Here is a 24,721-nt window from a genome sequence, read left to right on the forward strand (position 1 = left end):
GTGGACAAATGAAGATCGTATCAGCCCGTGATTTCAGTCTTCAGCGTGAGGTGGATTACGGTACACCAGAGCAAAATGAGGCTGCTCGTGCCATTATCCGATCAGTACGGCAGGAGGGAGATGCGGCTGTCCTGCGGTATACGGAATCGTTTGATGGAGTATCGCTGACAGCGGAGCAGCTTCGTGTGACAGATGAAGAATTGAAGTCGGCATATGACAAGGTGGAGCCTTCTTTTATACAGGCGATTCAAGAGGCGGCGGAAAATATCCGTGCTTTTCACATGAAGCAAAAACGAAATTCGTGGATGGATTGGCAGCCGGACGGCAGCCTGCTCGGCCAGATTATCCGACCGTTGCAGCGTGTAGGCGTGTATGTTCCGGGCGGTAAGGCGGCCTATCCATCCTCGGTGCTGATGAATGTCATTCCTGCTCAGGTGGCGGGTGTACCGGAGATTGTCATGGTGACACCCCCGGCAACAGGCGGCAAGGCGGGTATTGATCCATATACACTGGTAGCTGCGGCAGAGGCTGGTGTGACGGAAATATACCGGGTGGGCGGAGCACAGGCGATTGCCGCTCTCGCATACGGAACACATCGCATTAAACCAGTCGATAAAATTTGCGGTCCCGGCAACATTTATGTAGCGCTGGCAAAGCGTGAGGTGTACGGTGCGGTGGATATCGACAGTATTGCTGGACCGAGTGAAATTGTCGTGCTGGCTGATCATACGGCGAATGCTGCTTACGTTGCAGCAGATCTGCTGTCGCAAGCTGAGCATGACGAAATGGCCTCGGCCATTCTGGTTACACCCTCGCAGCGCTTGGCGGAAGAGGTATCTGCTGAGGTACAGCGCCAATTGGCCGATCTGCCCCGCAGAGATATTGCCTCTGCATCGGTAGAGTCCTACGGGGCCATCATTGTCGTCGACACTCTGGAAGAGGGCATCAGTATTGTCAATCGGCTTGCACCGGAGCATCTGGAGATCATGACAGAGCAGCCAATGGAGCATGTGGGTCTGATTGAAAATGCGGGAGCTATTTTCCTGGGAGCGTACAGCTCGGAGCCGGTAGGCGATTATTTTGCCGGGCCCAACCACATTATTCCGACGAATGGAACCGCGCGGTTTTCTTCGCCGGTGGATATTGATGATTTTATCAAGAAGTCGAGCATGATCTATTACAGCAAGGAAGCGCTGCTGCGTAATGGAGAGACGATTATGCAGCTTGCCCGGCATGAAGGGCTGGAGGGCCACGCACGGGCGATACAGGTTCGATTGGACAATGAAAAGAAGGCGGTGGATGGCGATGGGGAACGAAAATAACGAAGCAGGACGCACAGGGAGCGTCAGCCGGAAGACGAACGAAACGGATATTCAGCTGTCTTTTGCGGTAGATGGGACAGGACAGGCCGAGATCGAAACGGATGTTCCTTTTCTAAATCACATGCTGGATTTGTTCACGAAGCACGGACACTTTGACCTGAGTGTGCAGGCCAGAGGGGATGTTGACATCGACGATCACCATACTGTGGAGGACATTGGTATCTGTCTGGGGCAAACCTTGCTGGAAGCACTGGGTGATAAAAAAGGAATCAAGCGCTATGCCAGCGTCTTTGTACCGATGGATGAGGCGCTCGCGCAGGTCATCATTGATCTCAGTAACCGACCTCATTTTGAGTATCGTGCGGAGTATCCGTCACAGCAGGTAGGGAGCTTTTCGACGGAGCTGGTGCATGAGTTTCTGTGGAAGTTTGCATTAGAGGCCCGTATGACGCTGCACGTTATCGTTCACTACGGGCAAAATACCCATCATATGATCGAGGCGGTGTTCAAAGCACTGGGACGAGCGCTGGACGAGGCGACCTCCATTGATCCACGGGTAACGGGAGTGCCTTCAACGAAGGGAGTGCTATAGTCCATGTCCATTGCTATTGTGGATTACGGCAGAGGCAATCTGCATAGTGTGAGCAAGGCGGTTGAGCGTCTTGGATATGAGGCTGTAGTCACAGGAGATGCCCAGGTGATTTGTTCCTCCAGCGGTGTGATTTTGCCGGGTGTAGGGGCATTCGGAGATGCGATGGAGCATTTGCGTTCCAGTGGATTGGATCGGATTATCCAGGAGGTGGCGAGCGCTGGACAACCGCTGCTCGGTGTTTGCTTGGGTATGCAGCTGTTGTTCACTCGTGGTGAAGAATATGGCAGTCATGAAGGGCTTAATATTTTACCGGGCGAGGTCGTCCGCTTTGCTCCCGATAGGGGCGTCAAGGTGCCGCATATGGGCTGGAATCGTCTGCGTATGACACAGCCGGGCCATCCGTTGCTCCAAGGGCTGGAGGAAGGACATGTGTATTTCGTGCATTCCTATCATGCGAAGCCGGAGGTTGAAAGTGACCTGCTGGCAGTGACCGACTACGGCGGGCCTGTAACAGCTATCGTTGGCAGAGGCCATGTATATGGCATGCAGTTCCATCCCGAGAAGAGCGGAGAAATGGGCATGCGGCTGCTGCGTCAGTTTTTGGAGCTGGCGGAGGCGGCAAAGCGAGCGTAATTATGCATCAGTGCGCGGGAGTGTGGTACGGCCAGCTTTGGGCGTTGATGGATGTGAAGGCCTATAAATGTTGAATAGCTCACAAGGGGGTCATACTTTGTTCACGATATATCCGGCGATTGATATTCGCGATGGCAAATGTGTACGGTTGGTACAGGGGGATTACAACCAGGAGACGATATACAACGAAAACCCGGTGGAGGTAGCCCGGGAATGGGAGCGCAAGGGCGGCTCTTACATTCATCTGGTTGATCTGGACGGTGCTAAAGCAGGCCAACCGGTGAACGATGAATTAATCGGGCGTATCGCTTCTGCAGTGCAGGTGCCTGTACAGGTGGGTGGCGGCTTGCGTACACGCGAGCATGTGGAGCGACTGTTGTCATTGGGCGTGAGCCGCGTGATTTTGGGCACGGCGGCAATTGAGGACCGCGCCTTTACCGAAGCAGTGCTCTCTGCCTACGGTGATCGGATCGCTATCGGTCTGGATGCGCGAAATGGCTATGTAGCTACGCGCGGGTGGCTCGAGACCTCGGAGGTACGCGCGGATGAACTGGCCGCTGAGCTGGCCGCCAAGGGGGCGCAGACGTTCATCTTTACAGACATTTCACGCGATGGAATGATGCAGGGACCGAATGTGGAGGCGATCGTAGCGCTTGCAAAAAGCAGTGGACGTACCGTAATTGCTTCCGGGGGTGTCAGTCAGATGGATGACCTGATCACACTGAGCACGTATGCACAAGCAGGTGTAGGCGGTGCCATTGTGGGTAAGGCATTGTATACGGGAAGCATTGACTTGCAGGTCGCCGTACAAGCTGTAGCGAAGGCATAGGGGGAGTAAACATGCTGGCTAAACGTATTATTCCCTGTCTGGATGTAAAGGATGGCAGGGTGGTCAAGGGCGTCAATTTTGTGAATCTGCGCGATGCTGGCGATCCGGTGGAGCTGGCGGCGCTGTATGACCGGGAAGGTGCAGATGAGATTGTATTTCTGGATATTTCCGCATCGGTTGAAGGTCGTGCCACTATGGAGGCGGTCGTTCGCCAGACAGCCGGGGAGATCGCTATTCCCTTCACGGTCGGCGGCGGGATTTCCCATGTCGATGATATGAAACGCATTTTGCGTGCCGGGGCCGATAAAATTGGCGTGAATACGGCGGCTGTGCGTAACCCTCAGCTGATTGCGGAGGGTGCACGCAGCTTTGGTTCACAATGCATCGTTGTTGCGATTGATGCCAAGTACAATGAGGCGTGGGGCGAGTGGGAAGTATATACGCACGGAGGCCGCACACCATCCGGTATCCGTGCCTTGGCCTGGGCCAAGGAGGCTGAACAGCTGGGGGCTGGAGAAATTCTGCTGACCAGCATGAATGCGGACGGAACCAAGGATGGATTTGACCTGCCACTCACGGCTGCGGTGTCGGATACGGTGGGGATTCCGGTCATTGCGTCCGGTGGAGCTGGCAAGCAGGAGCATTTTTATGACGTGTTTACGACGGGCAAGGCGGATGCTGGATTGGCGGCAACGATTTTTCATTATAAAGAAATAGGAATCCCTGAGCTAAAACGGGATTTAAAGCGCAGAGGAGTGGAGATACGATGAGCAACGAATTAAACCAGCAGCTATCTCTGGAGCAGATATTGGAAAATATCCGCTGGAATGAAGCGGGGCTTGTCTCAGCCATTGTCCAGGATGTTGCTACGCTTCAGGTGCTGACCTTGGCCTACATGAACCGCGAGTCGCTGAAGCTGTCTCTGGAATCGGGAGAGACCTGGTTTTGGTCTCGTTCCAGACAGGAGCTGTGGCACAAGGGGGCAACCTCCGGGAATACGCAAAAAATCTCCTCCATCCAGCTGGATTGTGACGGTGATGCTCTGCTTGTACGTGTCATTCCCAACGGTCCTGCCTGTCATACAGGAGCAACGAGCTGTTTCTCCCGCGAGATTTCTGCGCCGGGAACGGCTGTAGCATCTGCTGCCGGGCATGCAGTTCAGGCGTCGGCTACCCAAACGGACGGCACTGTAAGGGCTACAGCAGACCGCTTTGAGGTGCTCGCCCAGCTGGAGGCGATCATTAAGGAACGTGAAGAGACACGCCCTGAAGGAGCTTACACGACCTATCTCTTTGATAAAGGAGTAGACAAAATCCTGAAAAAGGTTGGCGAAGAAGCGTCCGAGACGATCATTGCTGCCAAAAATAAAGATAATGAGGAGCTGCGTCTGGAGGTCAGCGATTTGGTTTATCATCTGTTGGTGCTGTTGCAGGAGCGGAAGCTACCGCTGGATGATGTGCTGTCTGAGCTGAATCGTCGCCATGAGCGTCCTCGTCGAGATTAAATGGGTGTTTTAGTGCAGAAAGGGGCGAGGGCTGCATGAAAATTGACTATCATACGCATCATGCCCGTTGCGGTCACGCGATAGGAAGTCTGGAAGAGTATGTGCAGCAGGGGATTCGATTGGGACTGGATCAGCTTGGCTTATCAGATCACATGCCCTTACTGCATGTAAAACCAGCCGACTATTACCCGGAAATGGCAATGCCTATGGAGGAGCTGCCCCGATATGTGGAAGAGTGTCTGGAACTGAAGGACCGCTATAAAGGGCAGATTGATATACGTGTCGGCCTGGAAGGTGACTACATTGAGGGCTGGGAACGGGAAATCGAAGATATTATTAGCGCGTATCCGTGGGATTATGTGATTGGTTCCGTTCACTTTCTCGGTGAATGGGATGTCACGGACTTCCGTCAGGTACATCATTGGGAAGGCAAAAACGTGCTGGAGGTATACCGTACGTATTACGATGCGGTTTCCAAGGCGGCAGCTACCGGCTTATATGACATCATGGGTCATTTGGATGTCATAAAGCGCTTCGGCCATCATCCGAAGCCGGAGGAAGAGGAGGAGCTACGTGAGCTGGAGCGCTCTGCACTCTCAGCCGTGGCCCACAGCGGGCGGGCAATGGAACTGAATGCATCAGGGCTATCCAAGCCCTGTGCGGAGATGTTCCCAAGCCGCCGCATGCTGGAGGAGGCATTATCGCTAGGCATCCCGCTGACCGTCGGCTCGGATGCCCATGATCCGGCGAAGCTGTCCGAGCATTTGGAGAAGGCGCGTGCTCTTCTATATGAGGTCGGCTATCGCGAGCTTGCGGTATTTCAGCATCGCGAGCGTACGCTAGTATCGCTTACGCTTTAATATCCATATTTATTGGGTCCAAATATATATCCATTGACTAGCCGAACGTGCCTTTTAAAGAGGAAAACGCGTTCGGCTATTGGCATATCCTCTTATATGTATCTATCAGTGTGTATTTATTGGAAAACAATCCTGCATATGCGGAACGACTGACTGTCAAGTCGTTTTGAAGTTGTGGTATACTGAAGGGTATGAACATGCTAGCTATATTTAAAGGAGGTGCCTTGGTTATTTATGAAAGGGAAACATCTGCGAGCATCGGAACAACCTAGCCCTAAGATTATTGCTTTGCGTTTCGACGCATCTTTCTTTTTTGAGAAAGCTGTGCGCTCGCTGGACCGCAATCATTATGACAAGGCATTGAAATATTTTCGTAAAGCCGTTGAATATGAACCGGATAATCCGGTGAATCATTGCAATATGGCGGGTATATTATCAGAGATGGGGGATTATGCAGGCTCGAACGAGATCCTGTCCTCTGTTCTGAGCGACGTAGATCCGTCGATGACAGAGTGTTATTTCTATATGGCGAATAATTACGCTAATATGGAGCAATTTGAAGAAGCGGAGAAAGCTTTAGTCACGTACCTGGAGGAGGACGAAGAAGGACAGTTTCTGGATGAGGCCGAGGAAATGATGGAACTGCTCTATTATGAGCTGGACCGTCCAACCAAGCTGAACCGCATTAAGGCCCGGCAGGGAGTGGTCGAGCATGATCAGGCCCGCGTCCTGCTGGAGGAAGGGAAATTCGCTCAGGCAGCCCAATTGCTCAAGCAAATTTCGGAGGAACAGCCCGATATGTTCGCTGCGCGAAATAATCTGGCGCTCGCCTATTACTACATGGGATTATTCCAAAATGCCAAAACGGTCATTCTTCGAGTGCTGGAGGATGAGCCGGGCAATTTGCACGCGTTGTGCAACCTGGCGATCTTTTATCAGCATGAGGGAGGCGGCCCGGAATTGGATCGCTTGGTTCAAACCTTGGCGGTCACCATACCGTTTCAGGAGGAGCAGGTGTTCAAGCTGGCAACCACCATGGGCATTCTTGGACGCCACGAGGAGGCGTACAGACATTTTCGCAGATTGCTGCATGGCACGGGAGAGAACAGTGCGGACGCTTCTTTGTACCATTACACGGCAGTAGCTGCCAGCAACACAGGAAGATATGCAGAAGCCCGGCGGTTGTGGAGTCATTTGCAAAAGCAGGATGCTTCCTCGGAAGTTCCGCGCTTTTTCCTGTCCCGGCTGGAGGAACTCCAGCAGGAGGGCACACCGCTACAAGTGCTCAGCTACCATTATCATCTCCCTTTTGAGGAGCAATTCCGCATGTGGGAGAAGTTCGGCGCTGATCAAGTGCCTGACAGCATGAAGAAGGACCCGCTTATACGGTCATCCTTCTTCTGGGCTTTGCGCCACGGAGATCGGGCAACTCAGCTTCAGGTCATTCAGGCGCTGAGTCTGATCGGTGATGATGAGGTGCGCCAGGCACTGGAGTCATTTGTAGATGACCCGGATCAGGAGGGTGAGCTGAAACAGCGTGCCTTGCAGGTGCTGCAAGAGCTGACGGATCAAGATTATGGCGTGCAGGAAACGGCCCCGCAGGCAGAACAGATGGAGCAATCGGAAGCTGAAAGGGATTGTCTGTTAACCGAAGGCGATGTATCTGCTGCTCCGGTCGATCCGCAATGGCAGGCAGTGCTCGATAAGGTGCTGACCGTCATGAGCAAGCCGTCAGATTTGGCCATGCAGCACGATTTGCGGTCGCTTTGGCTGGAGTATTTGGATCGGCTTGCTCCTGAAGTGCCGATGATTCAGCATACTGAGGGATGGGCAGCGGCGCTGGAATATTTGACAGCCAAAATGCATCATCATTCAGTCACCTATCAAGAAGTAGCCGACCGTTACGGTATTTCTGTGTCGACCGTAAGCCGCTATGCACGCCAGATTGACAGTGTGTGTGGTATCAAACAGAAGCTGAAGCAGCCGCTCTCCACGTTTAAAAAGCAGGTCTGAGACCTGCTTCAAACATCACTTAAAGGAGGCAACAAACGTATGTATAAATCCATAATTATTGGTACAGGTCCCGCAGGCTATACAGCCGCTATTTATTTGGCGCGCGCTAACATGAATCCGCTGATCATTGAGGGAATGCAGCCCGGCGGGCAGCTTACCACGACGACCGAAATTGAAAATTTCCCGGGTTTTGAGCAAGGTATCCTTGGTCCTGAATTGATGGATAACATGCGCAAGCAGGCTGAACGTTTTGGCGCTGAATTTACTTCCGGTTGGGTAGAGGAAGTGGATTTCAGCAAGCGCCCTTTTAAAGTGAAGGTAGAGGGTAAAGGCATCATTGAGGCGGAGTCGGTTATTATTGCTACAGGCGCGTCTGCCAAATATCTTGGTATTCCAGGTGAACAGGATAATGTAGGGCGCGGAGTTAGCACGTGCGCAACCTGCGACGGCTTCTTTTTCCGCGGGAAAAAGATTGTCGTGGTCGGCGGCGGCGATTCGGCGATGGAGGAAGCAAGCTTCTTGACCCGGTTTGCTTCCAGTGTAACCTTGGTTCATCGTCGTGATGAGCTGCGGGCATCCAAAATCATGCAAGACCGTGCACACGAGAATGAAAAAGTACACTGGGCATTAAACCGGACTCCTCTGGAGGTCGTAACAGGTGAAACCGGATTAAAGGGCTTGAAGGTACACAATAATGAAAACAATCAGGATGAGTTGATTGAGGCGGATGGTGTGTTCGTAGCGATTGGACATACACCAAACACAGGCTTCCTGAACGGTCAAATCCATACAGACGATCACGGCTATATTCAAGTGAAGCCAGGCACGACGGAAACGAACATCCCCGGCGTTTTTGCGTGTGGGGACGTGCAGGATAATCGTTACCGCCAGGCTATTACGGCTGCGGGAACGGGCTGCATGGCGGCTATGGACTGTGAGAAGTATCTCGAGGGCAACGCTGTTCATGACTGGAGCGAAACACTGGATCAATAAAGATAGCCTATAGCTCACAATATGGCAAGAGTGGGGTAAGGTAGCCCTGTTATAAAGCGATATTTCGATGTTGAGGAAGAGAGGCCTGTTGCGTTTGCACAGGCCTTTTCCTTTTTATGGATAAAGTAAGGGCAAAAGTTCCGCTAATCGTACATTTTTCAATAGGTAAGTGTCCTTGACCGTAACGGGGGCTTCAATTATAGTTGGAACGTAGGATTACTATTATGAAGTCAAGATTTTAATCATATGTTTCATACAAGGTTTTTAAGTAAACATAAAGGTGGCTTGAAACATGTCTGAAAGTATCTATGTGGGTGTCGATCTGGGCGGTACAGCGATTAAAGTCGGCATTTGTAATGAAAACGGGCAGCTTTTGCACACTTATGAGGGACCAACCGAAACCGATAAGGGCGTAGATGTTGTAATCAGCAATATCGAAAAATATGTGCGGCACATTGTTGAGCAATCCCCCTATGAATGGGATCAACTGATGGGTGTCGGTGCTGGCGTTGCGGGTTTTACGAATGTTCGCAATGGTATTATTGTCCTCGCTCCCAATATTGGCTTTCGTGATGTACCGATCCGTGCGCTTTTGGAGGAACGAATCGGTAAGCCTGTAAAAATAGACAATGACGCTAACGTTGCCGCACTTGGTGAAGCATGGGCCGGAGCGGGCAAAGGCATAGATAACTGTGTATGCTATACCCTGGGTACGGGTGTTGGCGGCGGCATTATTATTAATGGTAAAATATATCAAGGATTCTCGGGTATGGCCGGAGAAATTGGGCATATGAGTGTCGTGCCTGATCTGGAGGCTATCCAGTGTGGATGCGGCAAAATGGGTTGTCTAGAAACCGTATCTTCTGCAACAGGCATTATCCGTATGGCAAAAGACGCTGTGGAACGTGGCGATCGTACTTCTCTGGCACTGGAGGATCAAATTGCTGCTAAAGAAGTATTTGATGCTGCTAAAGCCGGTGATGAGGTCGCGCTACGTATCGTGAACCGGGCTGCTTTTTATTTGGGGAAATCTATGGCAGCCGTGGCAGCAGTGCTCAATCCGGAGTTGTTTATTATAGGCGGCGGTGTTTCCAAAGCTGGCGACTTTTTGTTTGAAGAGATGCGCCGCGTATACACTAAGCAGGCACCTGAGCCACTTCAGCAAGGAGTATCGATTGTTCCGGCAGTACTGGGCAATGACGCAGGTATCGTAGGGGCTGCAGGCTTGCTGTTGCGTTCCTGATTTACAGGCTGCTGATATACAGTTACTGACATAGAGCGAAGAAGCAAAAGGAGAGGGAAGTCCATATGACAGACAACCTAAAAAATGCTGCGCCGTGGGCAACGCTCATTATTATTACGGGGATGTCAGGTGCAGGGAAGACCATTGCGGTGCAGAGCCTGGAAGACTTGGGCTTCTTTTGCGTTGATAATTTGCCCCCTGTGCTGATTCCCAAATTCGCTGAGTTAATCGAGCAGTCCAACGGAAAAATAGGTAAAGTGGCGCTCGTCATTGATTTGCGTGGCCGAGAATTCTTTACTGCCTTATCGGAATCATTGAATTATATTAAAGAACATTTTACGATTCATTGTGAAATTCTATTCTTAAATGCCAACGATGGCGTTCTCGTGCAACGCTACAAGGAAAGCCGTCGACGTCATCCGCTTGCTCCAGACGGTATGCCTTTGGATGGAATCCGACTGGAGCGCAAAATGCTGGAGGAGCTGAAAAGCTCGGCTTCTGAGGTTATTGATACAAGCACGATGAAGCCCGCAACCTTAAAGGCCAGGATTATTTCGAGATTTTCACATCTGGAGAGCAGCATGCTTTCCGTGAATATTACTTCTTTTGGCTTTAAATATGGTATTCCCATTGATGCCGATCTTGTATTCGATGTGCGCTTCCTGCCCAATCCTCACTATGTGGACCAGCTTCGCCCCCATACGGGACAGGATAGCGATGTATATGATTATGTTATGAAATGGCCTGAGACTCAGGCTTTCCTGACCAAGCTGCTGGATATGTTGCATTTTTTGATTCCACAATACCGTAAAGAAGGCAAGAGTCAGGTGATTATCGGTATTGGCTGTACCGGCGGTAAGCATCGTTCTGTTGCGATATCGGAATATTTAGGAAAAATGCTGGGTGCCAGCGAGACAGAGTCCGTTTCTGTTTCGCATCGGGATGCTGATCGGGACCGGCACTAATGAGGTGAAATGATGAAAGAGACCGGATCACAACGGGAGCGCCCGCGTATTGTTGTTATGGGCGGGGGAACCGGCTTGTCTGTCATGCTGCGGGGCTTGAAGCAAAAGCCACTGGATATTACGGCTATTGTTACAGTTGCTGACGATGGCGGAAGCTCCGGGATATTGCGCAGTGAGCTGCAGATGCCCCCTCCAGGGGACATCCGCAATGTGCTGACTGCCTTGGCTGACGTAGAACCAGTGATGTCAGATATGCTAAAATACCGTTTCGGTGCAGGATCAGGATTGTCAGGCCATAGTTTGGGCAATCTGATTTTGGCAGCGATGACCGATATATCAGGTGATTTTGTAACGGCGGTGCGTGAGCTTAGCCGTGTGTTTGCTGTCCGGGGGCGTGTACTGCCGGCAGCCGAAGAAGGTGTTGTGTTAAGTGCCGAAATGGAGGATGGTACGGTTGTTACCGGGGAGTCCAAAATCCCGGAAGCGGGCGGCAGAATCAAACGTGTTTTTCTTGAGCCGACTCACGTGGAGCCGTTGCCTGAGGCTGTAGAGGCCATTAATGAAGCCGATGCGATTCTGATTGGCCCCGGAAGTTTGTATACCAGTATTTTACCCAATCTGCTCGTACCGAAGCTCGCTGAGGCTGTAGTGAAATCCGATGCTATCAAAATATTTGTCTGCAATGTCATGACCCAGCCGGGTGAAACCGATGGCTATACGGTGGGAGATCACCTGCAGGCTATTTACGAGCATGTAGGCCACCATCTCTTCGACTATGTCATTGTGAATAACGGGGAAATCCCGCCTCAAGTGCAGGAAATGTATGCCGAGCAGGGAGCCAAGCCAGTTCAAGTCGACATGAGCGAACTGAATGACCGGGGATATAAAGTAGTGGCAGATACGTTAGTTCTGTTCCGCACGTATTTACGGCATGATGCAGACAAACTAAGCCAGCACATTTATCAATTAGTACAAAACTGGATATTAAGAAGGAGGTGAGTCCCTTGTCCTTTGCGGCACAAACGAAAAAAGAGCTTACAATGATTGAAAGTCAGCCCTGCTGTGAAAAAGCCGAGCTGTCTGCGCTTATACGTATGCTCGGATCCGTACAACTGTCGAATAAAAGGGTGATATTGGACGTGTCCACAGAAAATGCCGCGATTGCAAGGCGGATTTACTCCTTGATCAAAAAGCACTTTCAGCTTCACATTGAACTGCTTGTACGGAAAAAAATGCGCTTGAAAAAAAACAATGTGTACATTGTCCGTATTCCTAACGGTGTACAAGAGCTGCTGAAGGATTTGTACATCGTATCAGAAGGCTTCTTGTTCACGGACGGGATTAATCGGGAGATCATTCGGAAAAACTGTTGTAAGCGGGCTTATCTGCGGGGCGCCTTTATGGCTGGTGGCTCTGTAAACAACCCGGAGGGATCGTCTTACCATCTTGAGATTTCCTCGATGTATGAGGAGCATTGTCAGGCCCTGGTAGATCTTGCGAATGAGTTTCATCTGAATGCCCGCTGTATTGAGCGAAAAAAAGGGTTTATTCTCTACATCAAGGAAGGCGAGAAGATCATTGAACTGCTCAGCATCATTGGAGCGCATCAAGCCTTGTTCAAATTCGAGGATGTACGTATTATGCGCGATATGCGCAACTCCGTAAATCGTATTGTCAATTGCGAAACAGCCAATTTGAACAAGACGATCGGCGCTGCTGTTCGGCAAATTGAGAACATCAAGCTGCTGGAGAGGGAAGTTGGTCTGGAGACCTTGCCGGACAAGCTGCGTGAAGTGGCGGAAATCAGACTCGCCCATCCTGATTTGAACTTGAAAGAAGTCGGGGAAATGCTCAAAGGGGTCGTTAGTAAATCCGGTGTAAATCACCGTCTTCGCAAAATTGACGAGATGGCGGACAAAATCAGGGGAGAAAATGGCCTGATTCCGTAAAAAAGAATGTCCTTGGGGCTTTTTGTCGCTTTAATTAGTTTTTTTTCTAGTGTCTGTCCCGGGTTAATGTTATAATGTGATAAATAAAATGGAGTAAGTAGTGTCCAGATTTATTTGATGAGGGGGTAAGCTGACATGTCAAAACATCCGGTAGTCGTACGCTTGAAAACAGGACTGCACGCCAGACCTGCTGCGTTATTCGTACAGGAAGCGAATAAATATTCATCTGAGATTTTTGTGGAAAAAGAAGACAAAAAGGTTAATGCCAAGAGCATCATGGGTATTATGAGTCTTGCCATCAGTACAGGTACTGAAATTAATATTAGTGCTGAAGGTGCGGACGCCGAACAGGCTGTAAACGCTTTAGTAAGTCTGGTTAGTAAAGTAGAGCTGGAAAACCAGTAAGCGACTGTTTATATTTGTGATACGGTATACGCTCTTTCGTGAAAAGCCCCTCGGGGCTTTTTTTATATCCGTAAAAAAACTAGATGTTTTTCCGAAAAGCTGTTTATCTTTGTAAAGCTCTAAAGTAACGTTTTGTTGAATATGCCAACTGGAATTAGTCCAACCTACACCTAATTTATATTCCGTGCTGATCCTTTATTTTGGAATGCGAATGCTTGACTGCAACCTTTTTTCGTCCTTTCCGTCTGGAAGGTACAAACATTTTCAAGAAAGAGGTTGGATACGATGAGACATTGGACAAAAATAGTAAGTACAGCAGTTCTCACAGGAGCATTATTGGCCGGAGGAGTAGCTGGAGGATTGTGGACAGGAGCAGATCGTGCTTATGCCGCATCAACAGCCGCGACGGTGAATAGTGTAATAAATGTGAGCGGAAGCGGTGAAATACTGGCTAAGCCCGATATTGCTTATCTTTCCATCGGTGTGCAATCGGAAGGAAATACAGCGGCCGCTGCTCAAAAAGCCAATGCCACGAAAATAAACAAGGTTACACAATTGCTGAAAGAAAAATGGAGCATTAGTGCAGACGACATTCAGACTAGCCAGTTCTACGTGCAGCCTAACTATATCTACAACGAAAAAGAAGGTCAGAAGCTCAAAGGCTTCATTGCCAACCATACACTTTCCGTTAAATACCGTGATCTGGATAAAATCGGTCAACTGCTGGATGAGGCTACAAATTCCGGGGCGAACAACGTGGATAATGTACGCTTTTCAGTAGAAGACCCTTCCACCTACGAAGAAGAAGCGATTGCCAAGGCGCTCAGTAACGCTCAATCTAAAGCCAGTGCTGTAGCAAAGGCAGCCAAACGTGGGTTGGGAGGCTTGGTAAATGTGACGGTAGATGGCGGAGAAGCCCAAGTATTCACACAACGTGAGACTGCTATGAGCAAGTCTCTTTTGGACGCAGGGAATGGAACAGAGATACAGTCTGGTCAAGTGACAGTGAAGGTTCAGGTATCGGCCCAATACGAAATGAACTAATACAGTACGTTAAACGAAGCCACAAGCGGCTTGCATCATGTGCAGGTTGGCTTGCTGGCTTTGTTTGTATATCGAAACCATTTTGCAATGAGTCTGTCATAGCTAAGGGGTGTTAGGTGTATAGATTGAAATCGGAGGGTGTACAGATTGTAAACCACATATAATAGGGTACAGATATAATAAGAAAAGCAATCAAAACACATAGATAATACAGATCCACCACAGGAGGAATACTTACGATGAACAAGCATACGAAAAAATGGGGCTCCGCTCTCCTGGCAGCAGGAATTTTAGTAGGAACCGCAGTTATTCCCGTTTCTTATATTGAGGCAGCATTGACCAAACAGCAAGCTACGCCACAGCAACCGGGAATCTCCATTCAATGGGACGGCAAAACCTTGGCGACCAAAGGAGTTCAGGTAAACGGAAGCACACTGATTCCAGTAGCAGCACTGCGCGACAGTCTGGGAATTTCGGTGAGCTATGATGCCAAAACAGCGACATATACCGTAGGCAGCGGGTACAACAAGCTTTACATCATTTCTTCTTTCTCGGATACCTATGTCAATGTGAATAGAATCGGCACGCGCAACATGGACGCCAAACAGATTGCCGGGAAGCTATACATTCCTATGGGTCTGTTGAAAGACTATCTGGGTATCGATGCCCAGTGGAATGCAGCCCAAAAAACAGTAACGTTGAGTAAAAGCCAGCTAAATCCAATCACAATTGCGTCCCAATCACTTTCCGCTTCGAGTAATGCGAAGGTGTCCTACAAGATTAAGTACCCGCAAATCAGCGGCAGCCAGCTGAATCCTGAGGCTCAACATGCCATTAACAGTGTGCTTAAAAAGCAAGCAGACAGAGTATTGGCAGCAGGCAAAAAGATGATGGCTGAGGGAGAGGCTACAACAGAAAGACCGTATGAGTTTGGGAATGATTTTGCGGTTGCCTATAACAAGGATGGTATTTTGAGTGTGATTATGCAGGATTACTCGTATACAGGCGGCGCACATGGCATGACGGCACGCAAGGGATATACGTTCTCGCTTGCTGATGGCAAGCTGCTGCAATTATCCGATGTGCTGAAGGCAAACCCCAAATACAAGCAGTTTCTCAATAACGACCTAAAGAAAAAAATTGATGCGCTTCAGGGTGGAGAAGGTTTTGATAAATTTAAAGAGTTGAAGGCAGATCAGAATTTTTATGTGACCAACAGTGGGGTAACAGTCGTGTTTGATTTGTATGAATATGCACCATACGCGTATGGAATTCCAGAGTTCACCTACTCGTTTGCCCAATTGCTGCCTCAGGGCGGAAAGCCCTTTGCAGGACAGTAAAGCAAAAAAGCTGCCTACCGGATACGAACATCCGGGGCAGCTTTTTCGTTTACCAGCTATCGAGCGATGAATTTCCCCTCTTATACACCTTCTGGAGAAGAGCTGGTTAGCACTTTATCAATAATACCGTATTCCTTGGCATCATCAGCGGACATGAAATAGTCACGGTCTGTGTCTTTTTCAATGCGTTCCAGTGGCTGGCCTGTGCGATCTGCGAGAATGCGGTTCAATTTGTCACGCATTTTCAGAATGCGACGAGCGCGGATTTCGATATCCGTTGCCTGACCTTGTGCACCACCCAATGGTTGGTGAATCATAATTTCACTGTTCGGCAAAGCAAAACGTTTGCCTTTGGCACCTGCGTTCAGCAAGAACGCACCCATGGAAGCAGCCATACCTACACAAATCGTAGACACGTCAGGTTTAATGTATTGCATCGTATCGAAAATGGCCATACCGGCTGTAATGGAACCGCCAGGACTGTTAATATACAAGTGAATATCTTTTTCAGGATCTTCGGCAGCCAAAAACAGCATTTGCGCAATAATAGAGTTGGCTACAACGTCATTGACGTCCGAGCCCAACAAAATAATGCGATCCTTCAACAGTCTGGAATAAATGTCATAGGCGCGTTCGCCGCGGTTACTTTGCTCTACTACCATAGGAACATAGCTCACGTCAAAAAACCTCCCTTAAATATCGTTAATGGATTTGGTGGACATGCCGATCTACATGCCCCTACTTTATAAACTGTTACCGTATTAACCACATGATAAACAATTTCAAACAAAAAGTCAAAGAAAGTCAAACTAATGGTCAAAAAAAAGAGCCCTCAGCGCTCTTATTGGTTAAAACATGATATAGAAGCATTAAAGCATTCATTTAAAATGGCGCGCCCGCGAGGAATCGAACCTCGATCTCAGGCTCCGGAGGCCTACGTCATATCCGTTGGACCACGGGCGCACAGATAATTGGAAACAAAGATGATTATATGATATACGGCATTGAATTGCAAGCTTTTATTATGTGCGCATATTCACATAAAAAGTTGAGAAATATAGGATCAGATAGACTTGCATGTGGAGCAAATATTGGTTAAGATATACGTGGGACTTAAAAAGTTATCCCGGGACGTTTTAAGACCAATCAGAGATATAGCTTAGAGACAGAACTTAGAAGTGTGCGGGAGTGGAAAGCATGCGAAAGATATTAGAAATACAGAAGCAGCTTCTGCCCGACCTCATGGATGTTTTGAAAAAAAGGTACACGATCCTGCATCAGATCATGCTGTCCGATGTTATTGGACGCAGAACACTGGCAGCTTCACTGGATATGACCGAGCGCGTGCTGCGCGCCGAAACCGATCTCCTTAAAGCCCAAGGGCTAATTGAGATTGAGAGTGTGGGCATGAAGGTGAGCAAAGCAGGACTGGATCTGCTGGAACAGCTGGAGCCGATTGCGAACGACTTGTTCGGCCTGTCCCAATTGGAGGATCAGATTCGTCAAGCCTATGGTTTGAAGAAAGTGGTTGTCGTTCCAGGGGATTCGGATGCTTCACCGTTAGCGAAGCAGGAGCTGGGCCGTGCTGGTGCAAAGGCGCTGCTGAGTGTTATGGATGACGAGGATGTTGTCGCTGTAACAGGTGGCACGACAATTGCAGATGTGGCGGAACAACTGACATTACCTGCTAGCGGCCCGCTTAAGGGCGGATGGTTTGTACCGGCACGCGGGGGTTTGGGAGAGAGCATGGAAATGCAGGCTAACACTATTGCTTCCACGATGGCTCGCAAGGTCGGCGCTCAATACCGTCTGCTCCATGTACCGGATTTGCTCAGCAATCATGCTTACAACTCCTTGCTTGAGGATACGAATATTCAGGATATATTAAGCCTGATTCGAGAGAGCCGTATCATCATTCACGGGATAGGCAACGCCATAGCGATGGCCCACAGACGCAAGCTTGACCCCGTAACCTTTGCCCAGATCAGCAGTGAAGGCGCGGTTGCCGAATCGTTTGGTTATTATTTTAACGAAGACGGCGTCGTTGTTCACAGAATGCTGACGCTTGGACTCCGCTTGGAGGACATTAGGCGTACGGAGACGGTGCTAGGTGTAGCTGGAGGCAAGAGCAAGGCGGCTGCTATTCATGCAGTATTGCGCTTCGGGCAAGAAGACATTCTTGTCACCGACGAAGGCGCTGCTGTCGAGATTGTAAGCCGTTATTTAAAAGGTTAATATGGATTGATTAATTGTGTTGTCTTGACGGGCTTTCGGGTCTGTCTTGAATATATAAACTAAACGAACTTTGGGAGGAACTCACTCATGACAGTTAAAGTTGGTATTAACGGTTTCGGACGTATTGGACGCCTTGCTTTCCGCCGTATTCAAGACGTGGAAGGTATTGAAGTAGTAGCAATCAACGACTTGACAGATTCCAAAATGCTGGCACATCTGTTGAAATATGATACAACACAAGGTACTTTCCAAGGACAAGTAGAAGTACATGACGGCTTCTTCAAAGTAAACGGTAAAGAAGTTAAAGTTCTGGCTAACCGCAACCCTGAAGAACTGCCTTGGGGAGACCTGGGTGTAGACATCGTTCTGGAATGCACAGGTTTCTTCACAACTAAAGAAGCTGCTGAGAAACATTTGAAAGGCGGCGCTAAAAAAGTTGTTATCTCTGCTCCAGCTACTGGCGACATGAAAACTGTCGTTTACAACGTTAACCATGAAATTCTGGACGGAACTGAAACTGTAATTTCCGGTGCTTCTTGCACAACAAACTGCCTGGCTCCTATGGCTAAAACACTGCAAGACAAATTTGGTATCGTTGAAGGCTTGATGACTACAATTCACGCTTACACTGGCGACCAAAACACTTTGGATGCTCCACATGCTAAAGGTGACTTCCGTCGTGCTCGCGCAGCAGCTGAAAACATCATCCCTAACACAACTGGTGCTGCTAAAGCAATCGGTCTGGTTATCCCTGAGTTGAAAGGTAAACTGGATGGCGCGGCTCAACGTGTTCCAGTACCAACAGGTTCCCTGACTGAGCTGGTAACAGTTCTGGAGAAAACCGTAACTGCTGAAGAAATCAACGCAGCGATGAAAGAAGCTTCCGATCCTGAAACTTACGGATACACTGAAGATCAAATCGTTTCTTCTGACATCAAAGGTCTGACTTTCGGTTCTTTGTTTGATGCAACTCAAACTAAAGTCCTGACTGTTGGCGACAAACAACTGGTTAAAACTGTAGCTTGGTATGACAATGAAATGTCCTACACTGCACAATTGATCCGTACATTGGAATACTTCGCTAAATTGGCTAAATAAGAATTCCTTATCGAGCAACATCATAGAGCGGAAACAGCAGTTATTGTTTCCGCTCTTTATATATCAAAATGTGCCTTAAATTCCTGTTTCGTAAAATTAAAAGGGTGCGGAGGAATATGGAGATGAACAAAAAGAGCGTACGTGATATAGAACTGAATGGAAAACGGGTGTTTGTTCGTGTAGATTTTAACGTTCCGGTTGAGGACGGTAAAATTACGGATGACAAGCGTATTCGTGAAACCTTGCCAACAATTAACTACCTGATTGAAAAAGGTGCAAAAGTTATCCTGGCGAGTCACTTTGGACGTCCAAAAGGTCAGGTCGTTGAATCCATGCGTCTGACTCCTGCTGGCGTGCGTTTGTCTGAGCTGCTCAAAAAGCCTGTTGTTAAAGTGGACGAAGCAGTTGGTGAGGCTGTTAAAGCAAAAGTGGCTGAACTGCAAAACGGTGACGTGCTGTTGCTTGAAAATGTACGCTTCTATCCAGGAGAAGAGAAAAATGATCCTGAACTGGCAAAGCAATTTGCTGAGCTGGCTGACATTTTCGTAAATGACGCTTTTGGCGCAGCACACCGTGCTCATGCTTCCACAGAAGGTATCGCGCATCTTCTTCCGGCTGTTTCCGGCTTGCTGATGGAGAAAGAACTGTCTGTAATCGGTAAAGCTCTTTCAAACCCAGATCGTCCTTTTACAGCCATTATCGGCGGTTCCAAAGTAAAAGACAAAATCGACGTGATCGACAACCTGCTGAACATTGCAGATAACGTAATTATTGGCGGCGGCTTGGCTTATACATTTTTTAAAGCTCAAGGTCATGAAGTGGGTCAATCCCTGTTGGATGAGTCCAAACTGGACGTAGCTCTTGGATTTATCGAAAAAGCGAAGAAGCTCGGCAAAAACTTCTATCTTCCAGTAGATGTTGTTATTTCTGACGATTTCAGCGCTACAGCGAACACAAACATTGTGGACATCGACGGTATTCCTGCAGATTGGGAAGGCGTGGATATCGGACCAAAATCTCGTAAAATCTATGCAGATGTAATCAAAAACTCTAAATTGGTTGTTTGGAATGGACCAATGGGTGTATTTGAAATCGAACCTTTTGCTGGCGGTACTCGTGAAGTAGCCGAAGCTTGCGCAACAACAGAAGCATACACCATCATTGGTGGCGGTGATTCTGCGGCTGCGGCTGAGAAATTCCACCTGGCTGACAAAATGGACCACATTTCCACTGGCGGCGGCGCATCTTTGGAATTTATGGAAGGCAAAGCACTTCCGGGTGTTGTTGCACTTAACGATAAGTAATCAAACGCTTAGCGCGTAATATAGCTTTAGGGCACCTAATAGTTAGGAGTTGAAACCATTGAGAACACCGATTATCGCGGGTAACTGGAAGATGTTTAAAACCGTGCCAGAAGCTAAAACCTTCATCGAAGAGATCAAAGGTAAAGCAGAGGTTGCAGGAGTGGAAAGCGTTATTTGTGCTCCATTTACTAATCTTCCTGCTCTGGTTGAAGCAGTAAAAGGCACATCTATTAAAATCGGCGCACAAAACCTGCACTTTGCAGAAGATGGCGCATTTACAGGTGAAATCAGCGGCGGTATGCTGAAAGACCTGGGCGTAGATTACGTTGTGATCGGACACTCCGAGCGTCGTGAATATTTCAACGAAACAGACGAAACGGTAAACAAAAAGGTTCATGCGGCATTCCGCCACGGTCTGACTCCGATCGTATGTGTAGGCGAAAAGCTGGAAGACCGTGAGGCAGGTCAAACCAAAGAGGTTGTAAAAGTGCAAACTGTAGCAGCTTTCGCTGGCTTGGCTAAGGATCAGGCTGCACAAGTGGTTGTTGCTTATGAGCCAATCTGGGCAATCGGAACAGGAAAATCCTCCACTTCGCAGGATGCGAATGAAGTGATCTCCTACATCCGCAGTCTGATTAAAGAACTGTATGATGAAAATACAGCAAATGCTGTACGTATTCAGTACGGTGGCAGTGTAAAACCTGAAAATGTTACTGAGTACCTGGGTCAAAGCGATATCGACGGCGCGCTTGTTGGCGGTGCCAGTCTTCAACCGGCGTCGTACATCGCGCTTGTTGAGGGGGCGAAGTAAGATGACAGCACCAAAACCGGTAGCTTTAATTATTATGGACGGATTCGGACTGCGCGACAAAGTGGAAGGCAACGCGGTTGCACAGGCCAACAAACCGAATTACGACCGGTATTTAAAACAGTATCCTCATGCAACACTGACTGCTTCTGGTGAAGCGGTGGGTCTGCCGGAAGGCCAAATGGGCAACTCCGAAGTAGGTCACTTGAATATCGGCGCAGGCCGCATTGTATATCAAGACTTGACTCGTATTTCGAAGTCCATTCGTGAGGGTGAATTTTTCGATAACGAAACATTGGTTAAAGCAGTTCAGCACGCCAAGAAGAACAACACCAAGCTTCACCTGTACGGACTTCTGTCCGACGGCGGCGTGCATAGCCATATCAGCCATCTGTTCGCTATGCTGGACCTGGCAAAAAAAGAAGGATTAACAGAAGTGTACATTCATGCTTTCATGGATGGACGCGACGTTATGCCTGACAGCGGCGTCGGCTTCATGCAACAGCTGATCGCTAAAATTCAGGAAGTGGGCATTGGCCAAATTGCGACCGTACAAGGACGCTATTATGCAATGGACCGCGACAAACGTTGGGAACGTGTAGAGAAGTCCTACCGTGCAATCGTATACGGAGAAGGTCCTCAATATACTGACCCACTGGAAGCATTAAAGGAATCGTATGAAAAATCAGTGTTCGATGAATTTGTGGAGCCAACCGTTATTGTGAAGGCCGACGGAAGTCCTGTAGGGCTGGTTGAGAGCAATGACTCTGTTGTTTTCCTGAATTTCCGTCCTGACCGTGCGATCCAATTGTCTCAAGTATTTACCAATGAGGATTTCCGTGGTTTTGACCGTGGGCCGAAATGGCCTAAGGATCTGCACTTTGTTTGCTTGACCTTGTTCAGTGAAACGGTTGGAGGCTTTGTAGCCTATGAACCGAAAAACCTGGATAATACGTTTGGCGAAGTGCTGGTACAAAACAACAAAAAGCAATTGCGTATTGCTGAGACGGAAAAGTATCCGCACGTTACTTTCTTTTTCAGTGGCGGACGCGATGTCGAGCTGCCTGGCGAAACCCGTGTTTTGATCAACTCGCCTAAAGTAGCTACGTACGACCTGAAGCCTGAAATGAGTGCGTACGAGGTTGCGGATGCTGCAGTGAAGGAAATCGAAGCTGACAAGCATGACGCAATCATCCTGAACTTTGCCAATCCGGATATGGTTGGACACTCCGGCATGCTGGAGCCGACCATTAAGGCGGTAGAAACGACGGATGAATGTGTTGGACGTGTTGTTGATGCAGTTAAAGCCAAAGGCGGTGTGGTTGTTATCATTGCCGACCATGGCAACGCCGATATGGAAATTGATGAGCAGGGACGTCCGTTCACAGCTCATACAACGAATCCGGTTCCGTTCATTTTGACTGATGAGAATATCGTTTTGCGTGAGCATGGAATTCTGGCTGACGTAGCTCCAACGCTTCTGGATTTAATGCAACTTCCGCAACCTGCGGAAATGACAGGAAAATCTATGATTGCATCCCGCAAGTAAGCTTGATTTAATAAGTATAGGCTTGACCAATAAATTATGATTCACAAAGGAGATTAAGTACAAATGACTATTATTTCTGACGTGTACGCTCGCGAAGTCCTCGACTCCCGTGGTAACCCTACTGTTGAAGTTGAAGTATATCTGGAATCCGGTGCTATCGGTAGTGCCATCGTTCCTTCCGGTGCCTCTACTGGTGCTCACGAAGCTGTAGAGCTTCGCGATAACGACAAATCCCGTTACCTGGGTAAAGGCGTTCTTCAAGCCGTTAAAAACGTGAACGAAATCATCGCTCCTGAAGTAATCGGTATGGACGCTATAAACCAAGTAGAAATCGACACATTGATGATCAAATTGGATGGTACGCCAAACAAAGGCAAACTGGGTGCAAATGCCATTCTGGCTGTATCCATGGCTGTAGCTCGCGCTGCTGCTGAAGCTCTGGGCCTGCCATTGTACACATACCTGGGCGGATTCAATGCTAAACAATTGCCAGTACCAATGATGAACATCGTTAACGGTGGCGCTCATGCCGACAACAACGTTGACGTTCAAGAGTTCATGGTTCTGCCTGTAGGCGCTCCTACTTTCAAAGAAGCTCTGCGTATTGGTGCGGAAATCTTCCACAACCTGAAATCTGTACTGAACTCTAAAGGCTTGAACACAGCTGTTGGCGATGAAGGCGGTTTTGCTCCTAACTTCAAATCCAACGAAGAAGCTCTGTCCACTATTATCGAAGCCATCGAAAAAGCTGGTTACAAACCAGGCGTTGACGTATTCCTCGGTATGGACGTTGCTTCTACTGAGTTCTACAAAGATGGAAAATACACACTGGAAGGCGAAGGCAAATCCTTCACTTCTGCTGAGTTCGTTGACCTGCTTGCTTCTTGGGTTGATAAATACCCAATCATCACAATCGAAGATGGTTGTTCCGAAGATGACTGGGAAGGTTGGAAATTGCTCACTGAGAAACTGGGTGGCAAAATCCAATTGGTTGGTGACGACCTGTTCGTAACGAACACAGAACGTCTGGCTAAAGGTATCGAAGAAAACATCGGTAACTCCATCCTGATCAAAGTAAACCAAATCGGTACGCTGACTGAAACATTCGACGCTATCGAATTGGCTAAACGTGCAGGATACACAGCTGTAATCTCTCACCGTTCCGGTGAATCCGAAGACAGCACAATCGCTGATATCGCTGTTGCAACAAATGCAGGCCAAATCAAAACAGGTGCTCCTTCCCGTACTGACCGTATTGCGAAGTACAACCAATTGCTCCGCATTGAGGACCAACTGGGTGAACTGGCTCAATACCACGGCCTGAAATCTTTCTACAACCTGAAAAAATAATATTGCGATAAGATGCTAAAGCTGTTCTAAGCTTCGTGGTTTAAGATAACGAAGCTTGGACGCTCGAAGCTAGACGCAATGATTAAACAGATCTGCTCGCTACTGTGAGCAGGTCTGTTTTTGTTATTTTTGTATGCATAGTGCAGATCAGCAGATCAGCATATAGATGTATCCTTGCAAAGACTTGGTGCGAGCCAATCGGCAAAGCTGGTTGTTATCTACTGGAAGCTGTGGTAGAATGAAAGTAGTGTTTTGCGTTAATTTCCGGCTATTCATAACATGATATGGACATGTTTTCATAAAAGAGGCTGTGTTGTTTTGCAAAACAGATGTATAAGCTCAGGAGGTGGGATTTTTCATGGAAATCTTTTTGAAAGTGCTGCTCGTAGTGTTCTCGATTGCTGTTATTGCGGTTGTTTTACTGCAAAAGGGGAAAAGTGCAGGTTTGTCCGGTGCCATCTCTGGCGGTGCTGAGCATCTGTTCGGCAAGACAAAAGCTCGCGGTATGGATTTGATTTTGCAACGCGTAACTGCCGTTTTGGGTGCGTGTTTTATGATTATTGCCGTACTGGTTGCATTTTTTGCAAAATAAGATAAATAAATACCTTAAGCCTTCGTTTCACGGGAAACGGAGGCTTTTTTGGATTTTAGGCAAGCAGGGATGCCGTCGATTAAATTCGTGTAT

At 48.5% G+C, this 24,721-nt stretch carries 24 protein-coding genes and 1 tRNA gene; 23 read left to right on the forward strand and 2 right to left on the reverse strand.

Going from position 1 to position 24,721, the window contains the following annotated elements; genetic code table 11:
- Positions 1–8: 8 nt before the first annotated feature.
- From hisD to GCU48_RS11740, 16 genes are all read left to right on the forward strand, one after another.
- Positions 9–1,322: a histidinol dehydrogenase gene (gene hisD / locus GCU48_RS11665; RefSeq protein ID WP_152380100.1), complete on the forward strand. Its 1,314-nt coding sequence runs from the start codon at positions 9–11 to the stop codon at positions 1,320–1,322.
- Positions 1,306–1,914, forward strand: coding sequence for an imidazoleglycerol-phosphate dehydratase HisB (hisB, locus tag GCU48_RS11670; RefSeq protein ID WP_152380101.1), 609 nt, complete (start codon positions 1,306–1,308; stop codon positions 1,912–1,914). Before hisD ends, hisB begins: the two co-directional genes overlap by 17 nt.
- A 3-nt stretch (positions 1,915–1,917) precedes the next feature.
- Positions 1,918–2,547, forward strand: a complete 630-nt coding sequence (gene hisH, locus GCU48_RS11675; RefSeq protein ID WP_152380102.1) for an imidazole glycerol phosphate synthase subunit HisH — start codon at positions 1,918–1,920, stop codon at positions 2,545–2,547.
- A 97-nt stretch (positions 2,548–2,644) separates the two neighbouring features.
- Positions 2,645–3,376, forward strand: a complete 732-nt coding sequence (gene hisA, locus GCU48_RS11680; RefSeq protein ID WP_152380103.1) for a 1-(5-phosphoribosyl)-5-[(5-phosphoribosylamino)methylideneamino]imidazole-4-carboxamide isomerase — start codon at positions 2,645–2,647, stop codon at positions 3,374–3,376.
- Positions 3,377–3,387: 11 nt separating this feature from the next.
- Positions 3,388–4,146 carry an imidazole glycerol phosphate synthase subunit HisF gene (gene hisF, locus GCU48_RS11685; RefSeq protein ID WP_025717827.1) on the forward strand — a complete coding sequence of 253 codons (759 nt, stop codon included), beginning with the start codon at positions 3,388–3,390 and terminating at the stop codon, positions 4,144–4,146.
- A complete protein-coding gene (gene hisIE, locus GCU48_RS11690; RefSeq protein WP_152380104.1) occupies positions 4,143–4,880 on the forward strand; it encodes a bifunctional phosphoribosyl-AMP cyclohydrolase/phosphoribosyl-ATP diphosphatase HisIE in 738 nt (245 codons plus the stop codon). The genes hisF and hisIE overlap by 4 nt, the downstream gene beginning before the upstream one ends.
- Positions 4,881–4,915: 35 nt before the next feature.
- Positions 4,916–5,740, forward strand: a complete 825-nt coding sequence (gene hisJ / locus GCU48_RS11695; RefSeq protein WP_152380105.1) for a histidinol-phosphatase HisJ — start codon at positions 4,916–4,918, stop codon at positions 5,738–5,740.
- 234 nt (positions 5,741–5,974) lie between these two features.
- On the forward strand, positions 5,975–7,753 hold the full coding sequence (locus GCU48_RS11700; RefSeq protein WP_152380106.1) for a tetratricopeptide repeat protein: 1,779 nt from the start codon (positions 5,975–5,977) through the stop codon (positions 7,751–7,753).
- A gap of 39 nt (positions 7,754–7,792) precedes the next feature.
- On the forward strand, positions 7,793–8,746 hold the full coding sequence (gene trxB / locus GCU48_RS11705) for a thioredoxin-disulfide reductase (RefSeq protein WP_152380107.1): 954 nt from the start codon (positions 7,793–7,795) through the stop codon (positions 8,744–8,746).
- A gap of 292 nt (positions 8,747–9,038) precedes the next feature.
- Positions 9,039–9,989 carry an ROK family glucokinase gene (locus GCU48_RS11710; RefSeq protein ID WP_152380108.1) on the forward strand — a complete coding sequence of 317 codons (951 nt, stop codon included), beginning with the start codon at positions 9,039–9,041 and terminating at the stop codon, positions 9,987–9,989.
- Positions 9,990–10,054: 65 nt separating this feature from the next.
- Positions 10,055–10,954 (forward strand): RNase adapter RapZ, encoded by a 900-nt coding sequence (rapZ, locus tag GCU48_RS11715; protein WP_025717833.1) that lies wholly within the window; start codon positions 10,055–10,057, stop codon positions 10,952–10,954.
- Between the two features lie 12 nt (positions 10,955–10,966).
- Positions 10,967–11,953, forward strand: a complete 987-nt coding sequence (locus GCU48_RS11720) for a gluconeogenesis factor YvcK family protein (protein WP_152382144.1) — start codon at positions 10,967–10,969, stop codon at positions 11,951–11,953.
- A 5-nt stretch (positions 11,954–11,958) separates the two neighbouring features.
- A complete protein-coding gene (whiA, locus tag GCU48_RS11725) occupies positions 11,959–12,903 on the forward strand; it encodes a DNA-binding protein WhiA (RefSeq protein ID WP_007428149.1) in 945 nt (314 codons plus the stop codon).
- 135 nt (positions 12,904–13,038) lie between these two features.
- Complete coding sequence (locus GCU48_RS11730) at positions 13,039–13,308, forward strand: HPr family phosphocarrier protein (protein WP_013368811.1); 270 nt, start codon at positions 13,039–13,041, stop codon at positions 13,306–13,308.
- A gap of 285 nt (positions 13,309–13,593) precedes the next feature.
- On the forward strand, positions 13,594–14,352 hold the full coding sequence (locus GCU48_RS11735; RefSeq protein ID WP_152380109.1) for an SIMPL domain-containing protein: 759 nt from the start codon (positions 13,594–13,596) through the stop codon (positions 14,350–14,352).
- A 239-nt stretch (positions 14,353–14,591) separates the two neighbouring features.
- Positions 14,592–15,692 carry a PdaC/SigV domain-containing protein gene (locus GCU48_RS11740; RefSeq protein ID WP_152380110.1) on the forward strand — a complete coding sequence of 367 codons (1,101 nt, stop codon included), beginning with the start codon at positions 14,592–14,594 and terminating at the stop codon, positions 15,690–15,692.
- An 80-nt stretch (positions 15,693–15,772) separates the two neighbouring features.
- On the opposite strand, the gene clpP is transcribed toward GCU48_RS11740, so the two are convergent.
- Both clpP and GCU48_RS11750 read right to left on the reverse strand, forming a co-directional pair.
- A complete protein-coding gene (gene clpP, locus GCU48_RS11745; protein ID WP_013368815.1) occupies positions 15,773–16,369 on the reverse strand; it encodes an ATP-dependent Clp endopeptidase proteolytic subunit ClpP in 597 nt (198 codons plus the stop codon).
- A gap of 211 nt (positions 16,370–16,580) precedes the next feature.
- Positions 16,581–16,655 (reverse strand) — tRNA-Arg (locus GCU48_RS11750).
- 234 nt (positions 16,656–16,889) lie between these two features.
- Here GCU48_RS11750 and GCU48_RS11755 point away from each other — a divergent pair.
- The 7 genes from GCU48_RS11755 (at position 16,890) to secG (ending at position 24,628) form a co-directional block, all read left to right on the forward strand.
- Positions 16,890–17,927, forward strand: coding sequence for a sugar-binding transcriptional regulator (locus tag GCU48_RS11755; protein WP_152380111.1), 1,038 nt, complete (start codon positions 16,890–16,892; stop codon positions 17,925–17,927).
- Positions 17,928–18,014: 87 nt separating this feature from the next.
- Positions 18,015–19,025 carry a type I glyceraldehyde-3-phosphate dehydrogenase gene (gene gap, locus GCU48_RS11760; RefSeq protein ID WP_025717839.1) on the forward strand — a complete coding sequence of 337 codons (1,011 nt, stop codon included), beginning with the start codon at positions 18,015–18,017 and terminating at the stop codon, positions 19,023–19,025.
- 122 nt (positions 19,026–19,147) lie between these two features.
- Positions 19,148–20,329 carry a phosphoglycerate kinase gene (locus GCU48_RS11765; RefSeq protein ID WP_025717840.1) on the forward strand — a complete coding sequence of 394 codons (1,182 nt, stop codon included), beginning with the start codon at positions 19,148–19,150 and terminating at the stop codon, positions 20,327–20,329.
- 58 nt (positions 20,330–20,387) lie between these two features.
- On the forward strand, positions 20,388–21,140 hold the full coding sequence (tpiA, locus tag GCU48_RS11770; protein WP_013308264.1) for a triose-phosphate isomerase: 753 nt from the start codon (positions 20,388–20,390) through the stop codon (positions 21,138–21,140).
- A gap of 1 nt (position 21,141) precedes the next feature.
- Positions 21,142–22,686, forward strand: coding sequence for a 2,3-bisphosphoglycerate-independent phosphoglycerate mutase (gpmI, locus tag GCU48_RS11775; RefSeq protein ID WP_025717841.1), 1,545 nt, complete (start codon positions 21,142–21,144; stop codon positions 22,684–22,686).
- A gap of 63 nt (positions 22,687–22,749) precedes the next feature.
- Positions 22,750–24,036, forward strand: coding sequence for a phosphopyruvate hydratase (gene eno / locus GCU48_RS11780; RefSeq protein WP_025717842.1), 1,287 nt, complete (start codon positions 22,750–22,752; stop codon positions 24,034–24,036).
- 358 nt (positions 24,037–24,394) lie between these two features.
- Positions 24,395–24,628, forward strand: a complete 234-nt coding sequence (gene secG / locus GCU48_RS11785; protein ID WP_025717843.1) for a preprotein translocase subunit SecG — start codon at positions 24,395–24,397, stop codon at positions 24,626–24,628.
- Positions 24,629–24,721: the final 93 nt, after the last annotated feature.

Origin of the sequence: Paenibacillus brasilensis (assembly GCF_009363115.1) — a bacterium.
In the GTDB taxonomy this organism is placed as follows: Bacteria; Bacillota; Bacilli; order Paenibacillales; family Paenibacillaceae; genus Paenibacillus; species Paenibacillus brasilensis.

What these genes read in the sequence shown, in the direction of transcription:
- hisD (WP_152380100.1), top strand. Translation starts at nt 9, where the DNA reads ATGAAGATCGTATCAGCCCGTGATTTCAGTCTTCAGCGTGAGGTGGAT.
- hisB (WP_152380101.1), top strand. Translation starts at nt 1,306, where the DNA reads ATGGGGAACGAAAATAACGAAGCAGGACGCACAGGGAGCGTCAGCCGG.
- hisH (WP_152380102.1), top strand. Translation starts at nt 1,918, where the DNA reads ATGTCCATTGCTATTGTGGATTACGGCAGAGGCAATCTGCATAGTGTG.
- hisF (WP_025717827.1), top strand. Translation starts at nt 3,388, where the DNA reads ATGCTGGCTAAACGTATTATTCCCTGTCTGGATGTAAAGGATGGCAGG.
- hisIE (WP_152380104.1), top strand. Translation starts at nt 4,143, where the DNA reads ATGAGCAACGAATTAAACCAGCAGCTATCTCTGGAGCAGATATTGGAA.
- hisJ (WP_152380105.1), top strand. Translation starts at nt 4,916, where the DNA reads ATGAAAATTGACTATCATACGCATCATGCCCGTTGCGGTCACGCGATA.
- GCU48_RS11700 (WP_152380106.1), top strand. Translation starts at nt 5,975, where the DNA reads ATGAAAGGGAAACATCTGCGAGCATCGGAACAACCTAGCCCTAAGATT.
- trxB (WP_152380107.1), top strand. Translation starts at nt 7,793, where the DNA reads ATGTATAAATCCATAATTATTGGTACAGGTCCCGCAGGCTATACAGCC.
- GCU48_RS11710 (WP_152380108.1), top strand. Translation starts at nt 9,039, where the DNA reads ATGTCTGAAAGTATCTATGTGGGTGTCGATCTGGGCGGTACAGCGATT.
- rapZ (WP_025717833.1), top strand. Translation starts at nt 10,055, where the DNA reads ATGACAGACAACCTAAAAAATGCTGCGCCGTGGGCAACGCTCATTATT.
- GCU48_RS11720 (WP_152382144.1), top strand. Translation starts at nt 10,967, where the DNA reads ATGAAAGAGACCGGATCACAACGGGAGCGCCCGCGTATTGTTGTTATG.
- GCU48_RS11730 (WP_013368811.1), top strand. Translation starts at nt 13,039, where the DNA reads ATGTCAAAACATCCGGTAGTCGTACGCTTGAAAACAGGACTGCACGCC.
- GCU48_RS11735 (WP_152380109.1), top strand. Translation starts at nt 13,594, where the DNA reads ATGAGACATTGGACAAAAATAGTAAGTACAGCAGTTCTCACAGGAGCA.
- GCU48_RS11740 (WP_152380110.1), top strand. Translation starts at nt 14,592, where the DNA reads ATGAACAAGCATACGAAAAAATGGGGCTCCGCTCTCCTGGCAGCAGGA.
- GCU48_RS11755 (WP_152380111.1), top strand. Translation starts at nt 16,890, where the DNA reads ATGCGAAAGATATTAGAAATACAGAAGCAGCTTCTGCCCGACCTCATG.
- gap (WP_025717839.1), top strand. Translation starts at nt 18,015, where the DNA reads ATGACAGTTAAAGTTGGTATTAACGGTTTCGGACGTATTGGACGCCTT.
- GCU48_RS11765 (WP_025717840.1), top strand. Translation starts at nt 19,148, where the DNA reads ATGAACAAAAAGAGCGTACGTGATATAGAACTGAATGGAAAACGGGTG.
- gpmI (WP_025717841.1), top strand. Translation starts at nt 21,142, where the DNA reads ATGACAGCACCAAAACCGGTAGCTTTAATTATTATGGACGGATTCGGA.
- eno (WP_025717842.1), top strand. Translation starts at nt 22,750, where the DNA reads ATGACTATTATTTCTGACGTGTACGCTCGCGAAGTCCTCGACTCCCGT.
- secG (WP_025717843.1), top strand. Translation starts at nt 24,395, where the DNA reads ATGGAAATCTTTTTGAAAGTGCTGCTCGTAGTGTTCTCGATTGCTGTT.